Origin of the sequence: Bacillus sp. 22190, assembly GCF_052045575.1 — a bacterium.
Taxonomy (GTDB): Bacteria; Bacillota; Bacilli; order Bacillales; family Bacillaceae; genus Bacillus; species Bacillus altitudinis.
In genome coordinates, this window is record NZ_JBQEPF010000004.1 from 259,060 (window position 1) to 277,126 (window position 18,067).

Here is an 18,067-nt window from a genome sequence, read left to right on the forward strand (position 1 = left end):
GTTATAGTGTAGAGATCTACGGCAAGGATCTTAAGGTATATGGAGGATGTCTCTCCATATACCTTTCTTGCTGATTAGAGAAATTGTTGTAAAATCATGGAGGTGCAATTCCGTTGCTTAAATATATCGGTAAGCGATTAATATATATTTTAATCACACTGTTTGTTATTGTAACTGCAACTTTCTTTCTCATGCAGGCAGCACCTGGTGGTCCATTCTCTGGAGAGAAGAAACTTCCTGCTGAAATTGAAGCAAACCTAAACGAGCACTACGGGTTGGACAAACCCTTATTTGTTCAATACGTGAGCTACCTAGGTTCAGTTGCAAAATTAGATTTTGGTCCCTCATTTAAATATAAAGGACAAACTGTTAATGATTTAATCAGTTCTGGATTCCCCGTTTCCTTTACCCTCGGAATTGAGGCAATTCTCCTCGCATTAGCATTTGGTGTATTGTTTGGGGTCCTTGCAGCGCTCTATCATAACAAGTGGCAAGACTATACGATTGCCATTTTAACGATCTTTGGAATCTCAGTTCCAAGTTTCATCTTAGCGGCGCTATTACAATATGTATTTGCATCTGAGGCAAGCTTTTTAGCGATCTTCCCAGTTGCAGGATGGGAGTCTTGGGCAAGCACCGTACTACCTTCTATTGCACTTTCCTTCATGCCAATGGCATTTATCGCTAGACTTGCACGGTCAAGTATGCTTGAAGTATTAAATAGTGACTACATTAGAACGGCTAGAGCAAAAGGATTAACAAAATCAGCTGTGACGATCAAACACGCCATTCGAAACGCATTGTTACCCGTTATCACATACATGGGACCAATGGCAGCTTCAGTGTTGACAGGTAGTTTTGTCGTGGAGAAGATTTTTGGTATCCCTGGTCTAGGCTCTCACTTTGTTACAAGCATTACAAACCGTGATTACACCGTCATCATGGGTGTCACAGTCTTCTACAGTATTATTCTATTAGTCAGTATTCTAGTTGTTGACGTCCTCTACGGTATTATTGATCCTAGAATTAAACTGACGAAGGCGAAGAAAGGGGTCTAACACATGGAAGAGATGAGAAAAGATTTATTTGTGCCTGCGACAGCTGACGTAGCAGATTCTGAAAAAATTTCTAAACCTAGTCTATCTTTATGGAAGGATGCCATGCTTCGCTTCCGTGCAAACAAACTTGCAATGGTTGGACTCACAATCATTTTTATTATTGTGATGCTCGCCATCTTAGTTCCGTGGTTTTCTAAGTATGATTACTCGACGACTGATTTATTGAATGCTGACCAGCCGCCTTCAAAAGAGCACTGGTTTGGTACAGATGATTTAGGTCGTGACATGTTTGTCCGTACATGGGTTGGTGCAAGAATTTCGATCTTCATCGGTCTTGCTGCTGCGGTCCTTGACGTGATCATCGGTATTATTTGGGGAAGTATTGCTGCATTCAAAGGCGGTCGTACAGATGAAGTCATGATGCGTATTGCTGACGTTTTATGGGCAATTCCAACACTTCTCATGGTCATCTTAATGATGGTTGTTCTGCCAAAAGGATTATTAACCATTATCCTTGCCATGACCGTCGTAGGCTGGATAAACATGGCACGTATTGTTCGGGGACAGGTTTTACAATTAAAGAGTCAAGAATACGTTCTTGCTGCACAAACATTAGGTGCAAAAACATCTAGACTTTTATTTAAACACTTAATTCCAAACTCAATGGGACCAATTCTGGTCACAATGACACTTACCATTCCTTCTGCTATTTTCACAGAGGCATTCTTGAGCTACCTAGGGCTTGGTGTACCTCAGCCATTAGCTAGCTGGGGGACAATGGCGTCTGATGGAATTCCAGCTATGATGTATTATCCATGGAGATTATGGTTCCCAGCCGCATTTATCTGTATTACAATGTTTGGTTTTAACGTGGTTGGAGACGGACTAAGAGACGCTTTAGATCCGAAGTTGCGTAAATAAGGAGTGATTAGGATGGAACGTGAACGTATTCTAGAGGTGAAAGACCTTGCAATCTCATTTAAAACATATGGTGGAGAGGTTCAAGCCATTCGTGGTGTGAACTTCCACTTAAATAAAGGCGAGACACTTGCTATTGTAGGTGAATCTGGTTCTGGAAAAAGTGTAACATCACAGGCCATCATGAGATTAATCCCGATGCCGCCAGGTTATTTCAAGCGCGGAGAGATTTTATTTGATGGGCAGGATATTGTCAAGAAAACGGAAAAACAAATGCAAACCATTCGAGGAAAAGACATTTCAATGATCTTCCAAGATCCGATGACTTCTTTGAACCCAACCATGAAGGTCGGGAAACAAATTACAGAAGTACTTTTCAAGCATGAACAAATCTCAAAAGAAGCGGCTGAAAAAAGAGCCATTGAACTTTTAGAGCTTGTTGGGATTCCAATGCCTGAAAAAAGAATCAAACAATATCCGCATGAATTTAGTGGCGGGATGAGACAAAGGGTTGTCATCGCGATGGCACTTGCAGCCGATCCAAAGCTATTGATTGCTGATGAGCCAACGACTGCACTTGATGTAACCATTCAGGCGCAAATCTTAGAATTAATGAAAGAAATTCAGCAAAAAGTCGAAACATCTATTATCTTTATTACCCATGATCTAGGTGTTGTGGCCAATGTTGCTGATCGTGTAGCCGTTATGTATGCTGGACAGATTGTGGAGACAGGGACTGTTGATGAAATTTTCTACAATCCGAAACATCCATATACATGGGGACTTTTAGCATCTATGCCAAGCCTAGACACAGATGGAGGAGCTGAAGGGAAACTAACGGCAATTCCAGGAACACCACCAGATTTAACAAACCCGCCGAAAGGAGATGCATTTGCACTCCGGAGCGATTATGCAATGAAAATTGACTTTGAACAAGAACCACCAATGTTCAAAGTATCAGATACGCATTATGTGAAATCATGGCTACTTCATCCGAATGCCCCTAAAGTTGAACCGCCTGCTTCCGTAAAGGCGAGAATGCGTGAACTAGAAGGTAGCTACGAAAAACCTGTATTAGTAAAAGAGGGTGAATAGCATGGCAGAAAAACTGTTAGAAATTAAAAATTTAAAGCAGCATTTCCATACAGCAAGAGGGACTGTAAAAGCAGTTGATGGTGTCTCATTTGATATTTATAAAGGTGAAACACTTGGACTTGTAGGTGAATCTGGATGTGGAAAGTCGACAACTGGCCGTTCGATCATAAGACTTTATGATGCGACAGATGGTGAAGTTCTCTATAAAGGAGAAAGCGTTCACGGAAAGAAATCAAGACAAAAAATGCTTGAATTTAACCGCCAAATGCAGATGATTTTCCAAGATCCATATGCTTCACTTAACCCTAGAATGACAGTTCTTGATATCATTGCAGAAGGTATTGACATTCATGGCCTTGCGAAAACAAAGCAAGCACGTAAAGAGCGTGTATATCAATTGCTTGAAACGGTTGGTTTGAATAAAGAGCACGCGAATAGATACCCGCATGAATTTTCAGGCGGTCAAAGGCAGCGTATTGGGATTGCTCGTGCGTTAGCTGTTGAGCCGGATTTCATCATTGCCGATGAGCCAATCTCTGCACTAGATGTGTCGATCCAAGCGCAGGTCGTCAACTTAATGAAAGAACTGCAAGAAGAAAAGGGCTTAACGTATTTATTCATTGCCCATGACCTTTCCATGGTGAAATATATCAGCGATCGTATCGGCGTGATGTATTTTGGGAAATTGGTTGAGCTGGCACCAGCGAATGAATTATATGAAAACCCGCTTCATCCATATACAAAATCATTACTATCTGCGATTCCGCTTCCAGATCCTGATTATGAGCGTAACCGCAAACGGATTAAATACGATCCATCTGTTCATAAAGGAACAAATACGGAATTTCGTGAAGTGAAGCCAGGTCACTTTGTCAGCTGTACTGAGGAAGAATTCAAAGAGATCAAAGCAAAACAATAAGAACAGAGAAGAAGCACTGCGATATCAGTGCTTCTTTTTTTATTTTACAAAAAAACAAGTTGATGGTAATTTTTATGTAAAGTGAGTAAACCAGGAGGAAATCAAATGTTGTTATGGAAGACGTTTCGCTATTCATGTCTTCACTTTTTTATCGTCACGATGCTTTTTTCAATATCTTTTTTATCGAAACTAAACGGAGGAAAGTGGATGCTCGCATTTTTAGTGCTTATTTGCATCATTTCGTTTTCGGTTGAATTTGCTCTGTATCGGCGCACGAATAAACAGAAGGAAGAAGTCCGGCGTATGAAGTACCTTTAGTTCATCATGTTTCAGATCGCCATGACACTTCTTTTGTTTGCTTGCTTTCAAATGCTCATGAATCGTTCGATATAAAACTTTTTTGCTTTCTCTTGAAAAAAAGTGAAACCACCAATGGCATTGCTGCGTCTTACTAGTACAGGCGTTTAAATAGCAGGAAATCGGGAATAGATAAGGAAGTGGTTCTTAACTACATCATAAGGAGCGGATCCATGAATTGGTATGAAAAGCTCAGTGAATACTTCCCGATAGAAGAAATGAAGTCAAAAGAGCATATGGAAGCTTTATTAAAGGAAAGAAGTGATATTTATCATAAAGAAGAAGGGCCTCATCATGTGATGATGTACGCTGAATTTGATTCTTTCATCTTTATTGATTATTTATTTGTTTCCAAGGATGCAAGAGGTGAAGGCCTCGGCTCAAAGCTCATTCATAAGCTGAAGGAAAAAAGAAAACCGATCTTGCTTGAGGTCGAGCCTGTAGATGAAGATGATGCAGATACTGCAAAACGCCTAAAGTTTTATCAGAGAGAGCACTTCAAGCATGCTGAATCAATTGGTTATAAACGCAGGTCACTTGCAACGAATGAAGTGAACCGCATGGAAATTCTTTATTGGTCGCCTCGTACAGATAATGAGGAAGAAATGATGGAGGCCATGAGAAAGACGTACGAAGGAATCCATACGTATAAAGACGAAGAATGGTATGGACAATCGTATGAGGATGTTGATGATGTGCTGAAGCTCGTTGAAAATAGAAAACAAAAAAATATTTTCGATCATCTCGACTAAATGAGAATGTTCAGACTTCAAACATCAGCACAAAAAGAATGAAATTGTCTAGTTTTTGTCACAAAAATTGCAAGAAAATCTGTTCACACTTACTTTTTTATAGTATAATCACTATAAAGATTACTTATTTAGAACAATTTTAATTTAAGAATACAGATCAATATTCATTCTACAAATTGAGGAGTGAAGATTTATGGTAACATTATACACATCACCAAGCTGTACATCATGTAGAAAAGCAAGAGCGTGGTTAGAAGAGCACAATATTCCATACCAAGAGAGAAATATCTTTTCTGAGCCTCTTTCAATCGATGAAATCAAAGAGATTCTTCGTATGACGGAAGATGGTACAGATGAAATTATCTCAACACGTTCTAAAGTATTCCAAAAACTAAATGTAAATGTTGAGACAATGCCGCTTCAACAATTGTATAAACTAATCAATGAGCACCCTGGTCTTCTAAGACGTCCAATTATTTTGGATGAAAAAAGACTGCAAGTTGGGTACAACGAAGATGAAATTAGACGTTTCCTTCCTAGAACGGTTCGTACATTCCAACTTCGAGAAGCTCAGCGACTTGCTAACTAATAGAGAACACGAAAAGCTGCCGATCATTTGGCAGCTTTTTTTATTTATTTTCAGCCGTTTGTTCGTAAAAGAGACTAGCTAAAATAACGGTTGCGACGGTTAAAAAGGGAAGCAACAATTCAAGTGTTGTATGCTGCGCCATAAATTCATTCAGTTTTACATCACGGACAATCATTTCTCCGCCAGTAAAAGCTAAAAGGGCACTCCCTCCGTATAAAAGAATCGGAAACTTGGTTAGTGCTGCATGAATCAGCTTACTCCCCCAAATAATAATCGGGACTGAAATCATTAAGCCAAAGGCAGTGAGCACCATGTTCCCCTTAGCCGCCCCTGCAACAGCAATCACATTATCAAGTGACATAAAAAGATCTGCAATCACGATAGTCTGAACAGCACGCCAAAGCGAGCCGCTGCTTTTAATCCGAATGGATTCTTTCTTTTGTTCGATTAACAAATTGTATCCGATATAAAGGAGAAAGAGACCGCCGATAAATTGCAAATAGGGGATGGTCAATAAATAAACGGCAGCACCAGTCATGGTGATTCTCATCAGCACTGCCAAAAGTGTGCCGATCCATATGGCTTTGTTTCGTTTTTCATTTGATAAGCTTCGACTGGCCATCGCAATGATTAATGCATTATCTCCGCCTAATATAAGATCTATGCCAATAATCATCAGTAAGGATACGATCCACTCTGTTTCCATCCAGTTCACCTCATTTCACTAAAATAGCTCGTACAACCAATATATGAGGACAATTCAAATATATGTTTCTGCAAGTTTTCTCTGCAAAAAATGCGTTTTTATTTCTTTTATTCATGTTTTATCATAAAATAGACAGTACACAGCAATACCTCATTTCTTTAAATGGTTAACATGTAGACGGAACGGGTAAAGTGTAGTAAAGTACTATTAATTGGGAGCTTGTATGTCCCTTCAACATCTTATATAGAAGGGAAGGTTGGCAAAATGGAAATCGAAAGAATAAATGAACATACAGTCAAATTTTATATTTCCTACGGTGATATTGAAGATCGCGGTTTTGACCGTGAAGAGATTTGGTATAATCGTGAGCGCAGTGAAGAGCTGTTCTGGGAAGTGATGGACGAAGTGCACGAAGAAGAAGAATTTGCAGTAGAGGGACCACTTTGGATTCAAGTACAGGCACTTGATAAAGGTCTTGAAATTGTCGTGACAAAAGCCCAACTTTCTAAAGATGGACAAAAGCTCGAATTGCCGATTCCAGAAGATAAAAAAGATCAAACAGATGAAGAAAGTTTAGATGCTCTGCTTGATGATTTTCATAAAGAAGAGCAAGATCAAGAAGATCATAATGAGAAGGACAAAAAACTTCAACTTCAGTTCGTATTGAAAATGGATGACTTTGAAGATTTGATTGCACTTTCTCAATTAAATATGCAGGATTTTACGACAAGTTTATATTCGTTTGAAAACCGTTATTATCTATATGTTGACTTCCACGAGGATTTGTCAGATGAGCAGGTGGAGAATAAGCTTAGTATTCTGCTTGAATATGCTCATGAATCAGTGGTCAGCATCTACAGACTGCAAGAATACGGTCAGCTGATTGTCAAAGAGAATGCGCTTGAAACGATTCAACAGCACTTCTCGTAACAACCAAAAGTCGATTTCTATAGAGGAATCGACTTTTTTATCTGAATGAAAAAGTAAACAAAGTGATCGGCAAGGAGAAAATGAAATGAGAAATGTAGTCAAAGTTCTATTTTTTCTTATCATTACGATAGGTGCTTATTTGATTATCCAAATTTTTGCCGGTGATCTAGCGGTAAATGTATTAAGTTCCGTCAGTGTTCTATTCACTTTATCGATTATTTTCATCGGGTTTGTCATTTTCTTAGAAAACAGAAACCCCTCTCAAACGATTACGTGGCTTGTGCTGCTTGGGAGCTTTCCGCTTTTCGGGTTTTTGTTTTATATTTTCTTTGGACGCAATATTAAAAAGCGCAGACTTTTTGAAAAGAAAGCGGTACTAGACGAACAGCTTGTCCAGGAAGATGAACGTATCCACAGAGAAGCGATTGAAAAAATGACTCATATGGGTGACCATCAGCAGCTCTTATTTAAGCTGGCCCACAGACTTGGACATACCCCTATTACGTATCGCACATCCTCTAAAGTTCTGACCAATGGAGAAGAAACGTTCTCTCATATTTTTGAAGAGATCAAAAAAGCAACACATCACATTCACCTAGAATATTATATTCTCCGTCATGATGATCTGGGACAAGAATTAAAGGACATTTTAATCGAGAAAGCAAAAAGTGGTGTGATTGTCCGCTTTTTATATGATGATGTAGGCAGCCTAAAACTTTCCCGTCAATATATTGCTGACTTAGAAAAGGCTGGCGTGCAGATCGTTCCGTTTTTACCAGTGAGACTGCCCTTATTAAATAATAAAATCAATTTCCGAAATCACCGGAAAATCGTGGTGATTGATGGAGAAGTAGGATTTGTCGGCGGACTTAACATTGGGGACGAATATATGGGCAGAAGCAGACAATATGGATTTTGGCGTGATACCCACCTGATGATTAAAGGTGAGGCCGTTCGTGATTTGCAGCAGATTTTTATGCAGGATTGGTATTACATGACCAATGAAAGATGCTCGGGTGTGGATTATTTTAAAGATTTCAGCCATATGGAGAGTCGAGCAGAAGGCGTACAAATGATTGCGGGTGGTCCTGATAAACAGTGGGAAGTCATTAAAAATCTCTTTTTCTCCATGATTATCTCCGCCAAAAAATCAATTTGGATTGCTTCACCTTATTTTGTACCAGATGATGATATTTTGTCCGCACTGAAAATTGCTGCTTTGAGCGGAGTCGATGTACGAATCATTGCACCGAAAAATCCAGATAAACGCATTGTATTTCATGCGTCCCGTTCATACTTCCCCGAACTTTTAGAAGCAGGTGCGAAGGTATACGAATATGATCAAGGCTTTATGCATAGTAAGTTTATCATTGTGGATAGTGAGCTAGCATCAATTGGTACAGCAAATATGGATATGAGAAGTTTTCATCTGAACTTTGAAGTGAATGCTTTCCTCTATAAAACAAAAAGTACAGAGAAGCTGGTCAACGACTTCTTAGGTGATTTAGAGCAGTCGCATGAAATTGTTCCAGAAGAATTTGCGAAGAGACCTTTGAGGGTGAGGCTGTTTGAATCAACAGCAAGATTATTATCACCTCTTTTATAAAAATTGTATTTTCCCCCTTTTTTAAAAGGGGGATTTTTTATTTTAATAAGGGAAAGTAGGTTAAAATCGCGTTTTGATACGATAAAAGTTCATTTTCGATATTCGCTTCCTGATGAGAGAAAAAGCTATAATACGGTCATCAAAGAGCAAGGGGTGAAATATATGAATGCAGCGATCATGGAGAATGGCAAGCTGATTCGCATCACACAACATCTGACTAAAAGGCGGCTAGAGCATGTAAGAGCTACATGCAAATTTTACTGTCCTGAATGTAGGCAGGAGGTTCTATTAAAGCTAGGTGAGCATCGTGTCCATCATTTTGCACATAAACAGCTCTCGGCATGTCCATTAGCGTCCACCGGTGAAACAGCTTATCATCAGGCAGGGAAGATTGCTCTTAATGATTGGCTCACGCAGCTTGGATATGAGCCGTTACTAGAGAAATATGTTTCAAACATTCAGCAGCGCCCTGATGTGACCGTCGATATAGAAAATAAAAGCTATGCCATTGAATTTCAATGCGCAAATATTTCGTGGAAAGAGCTGCATAAACGAACGGAAGGTCTCCGTGCTGCGGGGCTCTATCCTATATGGATCATAGGGGCGAATCGTTTAAAACGAATGGCTGGCCAGCTCTTTTCATTCTCCTCCATTCATTGGGGCATTTTAAGGCAGTCAAAGAATAGGAGACTCATTTTTTATTGTCCGATCCAAAATAGATTTATCCACCTGGATCAACTTCTCGTGTTTCAGCCAACGAAAATATGTGCTTCAATGACCGTTAGACCGCCTTCAGCTTATCGCCAACTACCAGCACTCTTATCTGTTTCCTCGAGCAATCATCAATTGTATAAAGAGTGGCTCAAGTGTATTCGGCAATTTAGGGAGCGGCCACCCCGCATTTTAGCAAATGAAAGCAAGCGTTTAAGAACCATTTTTTATGAGCATCATCAAACAGCATGGCCATTTCTACCGACAGAACTATTTATCCCCCTGACAGAAGCATATATCTTTTCAAGCCCTGTTTATGTGTGGCAAGGATGTCTTTATGATTGGATGGTTCGAACGGGAAAAGAACAAGTGACCATTCATCTTCTTTTAAAAGAAATTGAGCGATGTGTCCAGAATAAAGAAGTGAAGCTCCGATATACCAATGTCACAATAGAAGAAATCAAAGAGGTGATCATTTCATATGTACGGGCGCTTGTGAAACTAGGATTTTTATACATGACGAAAGAGGGTAATTATCAAGTAACGTCGAATCAAAAGCCTATACGAACAGCAGATGAAGCGATAAAACGAGATGCTTTCTTATTTCATTAGCATGTTTCATGCCCACTTTGATCATGATAAGAAAAAGGTGGTGCTGCTATTGAATAGAAAGAAACGCTTTTTTCTCATTTTTTTAGTTTGTTTGGTATTTATTTCTGCATATGATTTGACAAACATAGTTCAAAACAAAGAAGATAAATACAACACCAATTTCTTTCACTTTCCGAAAGGTTGGTTCAACACAACTCATGCAAGGGGGATTCATATGACTTCACAAAATAACAACAATCATTTACCAGACAGAAGCGAAGTAAAAGAAGAAAACAAATGGCGCCTTGAAGATATTTTTGAAAGTGTCGATTCTTGGAATAAGGAATTCGAAGCTGTAAAAAAAGAAATTCCGAAGCTCGCCCAATTTAAAGGCAAGCTGGCCCATTCTGCTGATGTCTTGTATGAAGCCCTAACATTTCAGGATCAACTTTCTGAAAAGCTTGGCAAGCTTTATACATATGCGCATATGAAATATGATGAAGATACAACAAATTCATCATTTCAGGCTTTAAATGATAAAGCATCCAATTTATTTACACAGCTGTCTAGTACATCTGCCTATATTGTTCCGGAGATTTTATCTATTCAAGAAGATAAGCTGCAGCAATTTATTTTGGAAAAAGAAGAATTAAAACTTTATTCTCACGCTCTCGAAGAAATTAACAAAGAGCGTCCGCATATTTTAAGTGAGGAGCAAGAAGCTTTATTAGCTGAAGCCTCTGAACCTTTATCAACATCATCCACTACGTTTAGTATGTTTAATAATGCAGATATTTCGTTCCCTTCTGTTAAGGATGAAAATGGAGAAGAAAAGAAAATTACTCATGGCAACTTCATTACTTTTTTAAACAGTGATGATCGTGAAGTGAGAAAGAATGCTTTTAAAGCCGTTTATAAAACGTATGATCAATATAAGAATACTTTGGCGTCTACACTCAGCGGCTCGATTAAAAAGGATAATTTTTATGCGAAAGTACGTCAATACAAATCGGCAAGAGAAGCAGCGCTATCACGCAACAGTATTCCTGAAGAAGTGTATGACAATCTAATTGATACAGTTCATCAATATTTACCCTTATTACACCGCTACATTGAATTGCGTAAAAAGGTATTAAAGCTTGATGAAGTGCACAATTATGACTTGTATACACCATTAGTAAAAGATGCTGGCATGAAGCTGACCTATGACGAAGCAAAGGATTATATGCTGAAAGGGTTAGCGCCATTAGGAGAAGAATATGTTTCGGTATTAAAAGAGGGACTCGAAAATCGCTGGGTAGATGTTTATGAGAATAAAGGGAAACGAAGCGGCGCGTATTCTTCTGGAAGCTATGGTACGAATCCTTATATCTTAATGAACTGGCAAAATAATATTGATAATTTATTTACGCTGGCTCATGAATTTGGTCACTCTGTTCATAGCTACTATACAAGAAAGCATCAGCCATATCCGTACGGAAACTACAGCATTTTTGTAGCGGAAGTAGCTTCTACAACAAATGAAGCATTACTAGGCGAATACTTACTCAATCATTTAGAGGACAAAAAGCAGCGCTTGTATGTGCTCAATCACTTGTTAGAAGGATTTAGAGGGACGGTATTCAGACAAACGATGTTTGCAGAGTTCGAGCACCTGATTCATGTGAAAGCGCAAGAAGGGGAGGCATTAACGCCAGAGTTTATGACGAACCTGTATTACGACCTGAATAAGAAGTATTTTGGCGATGGTATGGTTGTGGATAAGGAAATCGGATTAGAATGGACGCGAATTCCGCATTTCTATTACAACTATTATGTGTATCAATATGCGACAGGCTATAGTGCGGCTCAGGCATTAAGTAAACAAATTTTAGAAGAAGGGAAACCTGCAGTGGAGCGCTATACAGACTTCCTTAAAGCAGGAAGCTCTGACTATCCAATCAACGTGCTGAAAAAAGCTGGTGTAGATATGGCATCAAAAGAACCAATTGAGGCAGCATGTCAATTGTTTGAAGAAAAATTAAAGGAAATGGAAGAGCTCATCTCAAAGACTGGTGAGTAACGAGAAGACTTCTGTCAGATGTGTGAGTGCAAACTCACCTTTTGGCAGGAGTTTTTTCTTGAAATAAAAAAGACCAGATTGTTGACAAAGGGCTAAAATGAACTTGATTTTAGCCCTTTGACTTCTTTTTAGCGTGATAGAAAACCTTTGCACGGAGGACTGACACCGAATGCGAGGGTTTGCCTACACGCTAGACCTCGTCTATATGAACGAGGTTTGTACATTCAATGATTACGATTTAAAACCTTTGAAGGTTTTTCGGTAATTCATTCGATAGAGTGTAAAGAGAATGGAAGCGAATAGGAGTGGAGATGTCAGGTAAAGAGGCAGCATCTTCATTAAGCCTAATATATTTAAACAGAAACATAAGCCAATGGCAACAAGTCCAATGGTTGTGCTGCGCATGCAGATCCCCCCATTTTTTTGTTACTTTCACTATATGAAAGTGACAGTCCTCTTATGTTTTGTGACAAAAATATGAACATATAGTATATCGGTTGTCATAAGTCGACAAAATTTGATATACTACAGATGTGAAATTAATCACATACAAACATTACCCCTTTGTTTGACCGTGAAAAATTTCTCCCATCCCCTTTGTTGTCGTTAAGACATAGTGAAACCGCGCTTATCCCGGCGCGGTTTCTTCGTACTTATAAAAAGAACAAGTGTTCTTTTGGGGGTAAAGAAAAAAACATGGGTCAGCACCCATGTTCATTCTCACAGCGGTAGACATCAAGATCTGAATGATTGTCTCCTTCTGTATAACGCCAAAACATTTCCTGATGTACTTGTACACGTTCTACCTTTTTAGCGAATGCGAGCTTTTTCATCTCGCGTTCAACTTCTTCAAGGGTCAGGTCATATACAACGGCAATTTCTTTTGCTGATGCAAATTGAAAGTAAGCGATAAACCATTCAATTGGCGGTCGTTCTGAAGGTGTTGGTTTTTCGCCAATCATTTCAAAGAGAATTTCCTCGTAAATATCATAAGAATATGCACCTGAAATCTTTAATCCTTCTTCACCATTGATCGTATTAAAAAAGGCGAAAGTGGGAAGCTCAGACACATCCATTTCAGCTGCGATTTTCATATCACATTGGAGCGCTTTGACAGCACTTTGAGAATGGATATCTCGCTGGAACTCTTCAATGTCCAGTCCAGCCGTTTTTGCATTTTCTAGCAAGACTTGTTCACTGGTGACGTCCTGCTGATGGCAAAAAAGCGATTCTTGAATGAGTCGTAAAAATTTCATTCCGCATTTTCTGCCCTGAAGTTCAGCTGCTTTTAATGCAAGAGAGGCGAGATAAGGTGATGTCACAATTTGTTCAGACAGCATTTGTTCTTTTTTGGTCTGAGTTTTCGTGGCAAATTTCCCCCACGCTTCGGTTAGTAAATGTTTTTTTCGTTTCCGGTTCAAAGCATTAATACTAGAACTTGTAACCGTTCGTAAAGTGAAGAAACGGCCATATTTCATTTTCAACTTTTTAATTGATGGCTCTAATAACCAGCAGTCCGGGCTGAGAGGATCAATGAATACATAGATTTCAATCGGCTTTTGAGGATGTCCGTGACAATGTGAGAAATATTGCTCATGCGGATTGCAGCTCAAGATCGTCCGTCCTTTTCAGGTATTTGGTTGACCATGTGACGAGCCGTCAAAGACAGCCGCTCAAATAAAAAGTCACGAATATCGCCGGTTAGTCCTACTTGATCCATTGCATCCTCCATGCATTCAAGCCATGCGTCCGCCCGCTCCTCAGTAATCGGAAAAGGGAGATGTCTCGCCCGTAGCATTGGGTGACCATGCTCCTCAGTATAAAGCGGCGGTCCGCCTAAATATTGAGTTAAGAACTGTTTTTGTTTTCTTGCTGTTTCTTTTAAGTCATCCGGGAAAATAGGATGAAGCAAAGGATGACACTTTACATTTTCATAAAAAGTATCAACAAGTTGCGATAGAAGTTCCTCTCCAACCGCTTCGTAAGGTGCGTTAAACGATTGTACCATGTTGACTACTCCTTTAACTCGTAGCTAATAGGATGGCTCACCCTATTGCGAATTTCATGTATTTCAAAAGTGATATTCAGTTTGTTCTATTTTGTTGTTTCTATTCTTGTATACTTATTTTAACAACCTCTACTCAATTCCACAAACAAACCGCTTTGGTCCTTTGGGAATAGTGAGGGAGACAGGGTCCGTGTTCAATTGACCATATCATAACACATTCAGTCAAAAAAGGGTGAAAAGCGACATACAAAAAACCGAAGAGGTTATTCTCTTCGGTTTAGGCGAAATATTGAGCTGTGATTTTCTTTACATAATTTTGTGTTTCTTTAAATGGAGGAATGCCTCCGTACTTATCTACATTCCCTGAGCCTGCGTTATAAGCGGCTAAGGCAAGTGAGACATTTCCATTATATTTTTGCAGCATTTGTTTTAAATACTTCGTTCCGCCTTCAATGTTTTGGGCAGCATCAAAGGCATTGTTCACGCCAAGTGATTTAGCAGTAGACGGCATAAGCTGCATCAGTCCAAGTGCACCTGCATGGCTGACAGCATTCGTGCGATAACCGGATTCTTGCTTGATCACTGCGTGGATCAGCTTTTCTGGAACTCCGTGCTTTTGAGCCATTTGTGAGACGATCTGATTAATCTCTTTTGATGAAGAGCCTGAAACAGCTTTTTGAAGCGGCGGTGTATAGCTGTTATTTAAGACGTTTCCAATACCATTTGCGGTATTCAATTGGCTGTCATTTGCATAAAGAGACTGAGATTGAAGCTGTTCACTGCCCGCTATCGCAGATAAATATGGGTTCATTCGTGCATATTGCGTGTTCGGAGACGTTGATGGGTCCGATCCCATGAAAGCAGAAATGGAAAGCGGGAGACGAGATAATTCTGATCCGCCTAAAAAATCTTGCAACAGCGACTGGAATGAAGTCTCAGCGCTTGATTCTTGTCCAGCTGTGAGTTGTGTTTGTCCATTATCAGATTGTAACGTTTTGAGTGCTTGAAGCTGCATAAAGGATTGAAGTTGATTGACGTTCATCATGTTCCTCCTTCAAGGAATTCATCTATTCTTTTGTTTTCATTTTTTCTTCATAAAAGCGTACGACTTTGTTTTTCGTGTGTCTTGGTGGGATCTGAAATTGCTGAAGCAATGCTGTAAAAGCGGCTTGTCCAATGTCTAAATCGCTCACTTCAAATTCAAGTTCATAGTCCTCTACTGTTAAATATCGGCTGTGATCCAAAACAATTAAGCCTTCTTTGATCATTTTTTCTGCTCTTGACGTTTCCAGTGAACCAAAATACACGATTTGATCCTTTTGGATGTGAAGGTGTACTAATCTGTCTGCCACTTCACCTTCTGGCAGGTGGAAATGTTCAAGACTTGCGGGAGGATCGATCGTTTGGTGAGTTTCCAAAAGGCCGATCTCATGCGGTTCCTTTAATGTGAGGACCCACTGCCCGCCTTTTTCTCTCATTCGTAATGCAGCGAATTTGGATTTTATATCAAATTGAGGTGTATCAAAATAATAGTTGGTTTGAGTGTGGAAGTCCTCGTCCTTTAATTGAAAATATTCTTTTAACTGTTCAAATTCTTCTTTCATTAATAATTGTTTTAGTTCTATCTCAATTTCCTGTGCCATTTTGACATCAACCTTTCATTTAGAGGAAATATGATTATTGTACATGAAAAGCTTCTTTTTTTCTTATTTATTCCTTAAAAAGAGACGTATATAGATGCTAAATGAGGCAAAATGAACAACGAAATGGAGAAATCAAATTTTCTCAAAAAGTTCGGTTTATCAATATTGAACTTGATATGATAAAATAAAGCTGTACTTTGTTGTAAAGGAGATCATGATGCAAAACAGAATTGAAATCACAGAAGCAACTTTAAAAGAAGACAGGCTGATCTTGACGGTCCAGTCAGATGAGCAAATTCAAAAAGCAAAAGCATCAGGACAAATGCTTGTTGATTCTGATCACTTTGCGTTCGTTTACATACTTGAGACTGAGGAGTCTTTTACGTATCTTATTTTAGGAGAACATACATGGGCTCCATTAAAAGAAGCAATGAATCGTGAGATCCCTGTCTATTTGGCGGCGGAAGAGCAAACGCTAGAACTCATTCAACTTCATCAGGAATTAAACTATTTAATCGACAATATTAAAGACAATGCCAATTACGGAGATATGGAAGAGAAAGTGAAGAGCACATTCCTCTGAAATAATTAGGTATTTGGAATTGGGGGAAGTTTCATGGACAAAAAACAATGGGATCAATTCCTCGCACCATATAAGCAAGCAGTCGAAGAATTAAAAGTGAAACTAAAAGGCATCCGAAAACTGTATGAATTTGAGGATGACCATTCACCAGTAGAATTTGTCACTGGCCGAGTGAAACCCGTTGCCAGCATATTGGAAAAGGCAAAGCGTAAAAACATCCCGATGCATGAGATTGAAACGATGCAGGATATTGCAGGGCTTCGCATTATGTGCCAATTTGTAGAAGATATACAAGTCGTCAAGAAAATGCTTCAGTCACGAAAAGATTTCGTGGTTGTAGATAAACGCGACTATATTGCAGAACATAAAGAAAGCGGATACCGCTCGTACCACCTTGTTGTGTTATATCCGCTGCAAACGATCAATGGAGAGAAGCAGCTCCTCGTCGAAATCCAAATCCGTACATTAGCCATGAACTTTTGGGCGACCATCGAGCATTCTCTGAATTATAAATATAGCGGGAATATCCCGGAGAAGGTCAAGCAGCGCCTTCAAAGAGCTTCTGAGGCAGCATCTCTTCTTGATGATGAGATGTCTGAAATCAGAGGGGAAATTCAAGAAGCACAAGTGGCATTTTCCCGGAAAAAGAAAAACGATAGCTGAGCCTAAGCTTGATCAAATATGATGCTGCTCTCTCGTCGCAGCAAGGTGGAAAAGGAGAAGAATTCATGAAATTTGCAGTTTCTTCGAAAGGGAATTCTGTATCTGACACACTTAAAAATAAAATACAGACCTACTTATTGGATTTTGGAATGGAATTAAATGAAGAGGAACCCGATCTCGTCATTACAGTTGGCGGAGACGGAACCCTTTTATACGCTTTTCACCGGTATAGTAACCGTCTAAACGAAACCGCTTTTGTCGGCGTACATACAGGCCATCTTGGTTTTTATGCGGACTGGGTCCCGAGTGAAATTGAAAAGCTTGTGTTAGCCATTGCCAAAACGCCTTATCATATTGTGGAATATCCGATTCTTGAAGTCATCGTCAGGTACAACGATGGCGGCCGGGAAGAAAAATATTTAGCAATGAATGAATGTACGATTAAAAGTATGGAAGGTACACTTGTGGCAGATGTTGAGATTAGGGGTCAGCTTTTTGAAACATTCAGAGGAGATGGTCTTTGTTTGTCTACACCATCTGGTAGTACAGCCTATAATAAGGCACTTGGCGGGGCTATTATTCACCCATCCATTAGGGCGATCCAGCTGGCAGAAATGGCTTCAATCAACAACAGAGTGTTTAGAACGGTCGGTTCGCCGCTCATTTTGCCGGACCACCATACGTGTGTGATCAAACCGATTAATGACGTGGATTTTCAGGTGACGATAGATCATTTGTCGCTGCTGCATAAAGATGTGAAATCCATTCAATGCCGAGTGGCAGACGAGAATGTCCGGTTTGCCCGATTTAGACCATTTCCGTTTTGGAAAAGGGTGCAAGATTCCTTTATCGGCAAAGGAGAATAAGAAAGAGGTT

20 protein-coding genes are annotated in these 18,067 nt (G+C 39.5%); 14 read left to right on the top strand and 6 right to left on the bottom strand.

Translation table 11 applies throughout. The features are described 5' to 3' along the window. Positions 1 to 113 precede the first annotated feature (113 nt). The 7 genes from ACTJKA_RS07785 to spxA all read left to right on the top strand — a co-directional run bounded on the left by ACTJKA_RS07785 (position 114) and on the right by spxA (position 5,688). Complete coding sequence (locus ACTJKA_RS07785) at positions 114 to 1,058, top strand: ABC transporter permease (RefSeq protein WP_007499022.1); 945 nt, start codon at positions 114 to 116, stop codon at positions 1,056 to 1,058. 3 nt (positions 1,059 to 1,061) lie between these two features. Further along, a complete protein-coding gene (locus tag ACTJKA_RS07790; protein WP_171465179.1) occupies positions 1,062 to 1,979 on the top strand; it encodes an ABC transporter permease in 918 nt (305 codons plus the stop codon). A gap of 12 nt (positions 1,980 to 1,991) precedes the next feature. Continuing rightward, complete coding sequence (locus ACTJKA_RS07795) at positions 1,992 to 3,071, top strand: ABC transporter ATP-binding protein (protein ID WP_007499018.1); 1,080 nt, start codon at positions 1,992 to 1,994, stop codon at positions 3,069 to 3,071. 1 nt (position 3,072) lies between these two features. Continuing rightward, positions 3,073 to 3,990: an ABC transporter ATP-binding protein gene (locus ACTJKA_RS07800; RefSeq protein WP_007499016.1), complete on the top strand. Its 918-nt coding sequence runs from the start codon at positions 3,073 to 3,075 to the stop codon at positions 3,988 to 3,990. 105 nt (positions 3,991 to 4,095) lie between these two features. Next, positions 4,096 to 4,308 (top strand): hypothetical protein, encoded by a 213-nt coding sequence (locus ACTJKA_RS07805; RefSeq protein WP_440607672.1) that lies wholly within the window; start codon positions 4,096 to 4,098, stop codon positions 4,306 to 4,308. Positions 4,309 to 4,520: 212 nt separating this feature from the next. Next, the gene (locus ACTJKA_RS07810; protein ID WP_007499012.1) at positions 4,521 to 5,099 is read left to right on the top strand and encodes a GNAT family N-acetyltransferase; all 579 of its coding nucleotides are present in this window, start codon (positions 4,521 to 4,523) and stop codon (positions 5,097 to 5,099) included. Between the two features lie 193 nt (positions 5,100 to 5,292). Continuing rightward, positions 5,293 to 5,688 (top strand): transcriptional regulator SpxA, encoded by a 396-nt coding sequence (gene spxA / locus ACTJKA_RS07815; RefSeq protein ID WP_003211421.1) that lies wholly within the window; start codon positions 5,293 to 5,295, stop codon positions 5,686 to 5,688. Positions 5,689 to 5,728: 40 nt separating this feature from the next. Here the strand turns inward: spxA and ACTJKA_RS07820 are convergent, their stop codons facing one another. After that, positions 5,729 to 6,394, bottom strand: a complete 666-nt coding sequence (locus ACTJKA_RS07820; RefSeq protein WP_007499010.1) for a TerC family protein — start codon at positions 6,392 to 6,394, stop codon at positions 5,729 to 5,731. 264 nt (positions 6,395 to 6,658) lie between these two features. Here ACTJKA_RS07820 and mecA point away from each other — a divergent pair, with 264 nt between their 5' ends. The 4 genes from mecA (at position 6,659) to pepF (ending at position 12,294) form a co-directional block, all read left to right on the top strand. Continuing rightward, positions 6,659 to 7,324, top strand: a complete 666-nt coding sequence (gene mecA / locus ACTJKA_RS07825) for an adaptor protein MecA (RefSeq protein ID WP_008348474.1) — start codon at positions 6,659 to 6,661, stop codon at positions 7,322 to 7,324. Between the two features lie 85 nt (positions 7,325 to 7,409). Then, on the top strand, positions 7,410 to 8,930 hold the full coding sequence (cls, locus tag ACTJKA_RS07830; protein WP_268357496.1) for a cardiolipin synthase: 1,521 nt from the start codon (positions 7,410 to 7,412) through the stop codon (positions 8,928 to 8,930). Between the two features lie 162 nt (positions 8,931 to 9,092). Continuing rightward, the gene (locus ACTJKA_RS07835) at positions 9,093 to 10,253 is read left to right on the top strand and encodes a competence protein CoiA (RefSeq protein ID WP_135226778.1); all 1,161 of its coding nucleotides are present in this window, start codon (positions 9,093 to 9,095) and stop codon (positions 10,251 to 10,253) included. A 214-nt stretch (positions 10,254 to 10,467) separates the two neighbouring features. Beyond that, complete coding sequence (pepF, locus tag ACTJKA_RS07840; RefSeq protein WP_320443017.1) at positions 10,468 to 12,294, top strand: oligoendopeptidase F; 1,827 nt, start codon at positions 10,468 to 10,470, stop codon at positions 12,292 to 12,294. A gap of 231 nt (positions 12,295 to 12,525) precedes the next feature. Here pepF and ACTJKA_RS07845 read toward each other — a convergent pair whose 3' ends face one another. The 5 genes from ACTJKA_RS07845 to ACTJKA_RS07865 all read right to left on the bottom strand — a co-directional run bounded on the left by ACTJKA_RS07845 (position 12,526) and on the right by ACTJKA_RS07865 (position 15,945). Then, positions 12,526 to 12,699 carry a hypothetical protein gene (locus ACTJKA_RS07845; RefSeq protein WP_035392421.1) on the bottom strand — a complete coding sequence of 58 codons (174 nt, stop codon included), beginning with the start codon at positions 12,697 to 12,699 and terminating at the stop codon, positions 12,526 to 12,528. A 296-nt stretch (positions 12,700 to 12,995) separates the two neighbouring features. Then, positions 12,996 to 13,907 (bottom strand): ClpXP adapter SpxH family protein, encoded by a 912-nt coding sequence (locus ACTJKA_RS07850; protein ID WP_007499002.1) that lies wholly within the window; start codon positions 13,905 to 13,907, stop codon positions 12,996 to 12,998. Next, a complete protein-coding gene (locus tag ACTJKA_RS07855) occupies positions 13,904 to 14,302 on the bottom strand; it encodes a globin domain-containing protein (RefSeq protein ID WP_007499001.1) in 399 nt (132 codons plus the stop codon). Before ACTJKA_RS07855 ends, ACTJKA_RS07850 begins: the two co-directional genes overlap by 4 nt. Positions 14,303 to 14,579: 277 nt before the next feature. Next, positions 14,580 to 15,344: a lytic transglycosylase domain-containing protein gene (locus ACTJKA_RS07860; RefSeq protein WP_008348461.1), complete on the bottom strand. Its 765-nt coding sequence runs from the start codon at positions 15,342 to 15,344 to the stop codon at positions 14,580 to 14,582. A 25-nt stretch (positions 15,345 to 15,369) separates the two neighbouring features. Beyond that, a complete protein-coding gene (locus ACTJKA_RS07865; RefSeq protein ID WP_007498999.1) occupies positions 15,370 to 15,945 on the bottom strand; it encodes a CYTH domain-containing protein in 576 nt (191 codons plus the stop codon). A gap of 217 nt (positions 15,946 to 16,162) precedes the next feature. On the opposite strand from ACTJKA_RS07865, the gene ACTJKA_RS07870 reads away from it, so the two are divergent. From ACTJKA_RS07870 to ACTJKA_RS07880, 3 genes are all read left to right on the top strand, one after another. Then, positions 16,163 to 16,528 (top strand): hypothetical protein, encoded by a 366-nt coding sequence (locus tag ACTJKA_RS07870; RefSeq protein WP_008348459.1) that lies wholly within the window; start codon positions 16,163 to 16,165, stop codon positions 16,526 to 16,528. A gap of 33 nt (positions 16,529 to 16,561) precedes the next feature. After that, the gene (locus ACTJKA_RS07875) at positions 16,562 to 17,191 is read left to right on the top strand and encodes a GTP pyrophosphokinase (RefSeq protein WP_008348457.1); all 630 of its coding nucleotides are present in this window, start codon (positions 16,562 to 16,564) and stop codon (positions 17,189 to 17,191) included. Between the two features lie 65 nt (positions 17,192 to 17,256). Continuing rightward, positions 17,257 to 18,057 carry an NAD kinase gene (locus ACTJKA_RS07880; RefSeq protein WP_008355343.1) on the top strand — a complete coding sequence of 267 codons (801 nt, stop codon included), beginning with the start codon at positions 17,257 to 17,259 and terminating at the stop codon, positions 18,055 to 18,057. Positions 18,058 to 18,067: the final 10 nt, after the last annotated feature.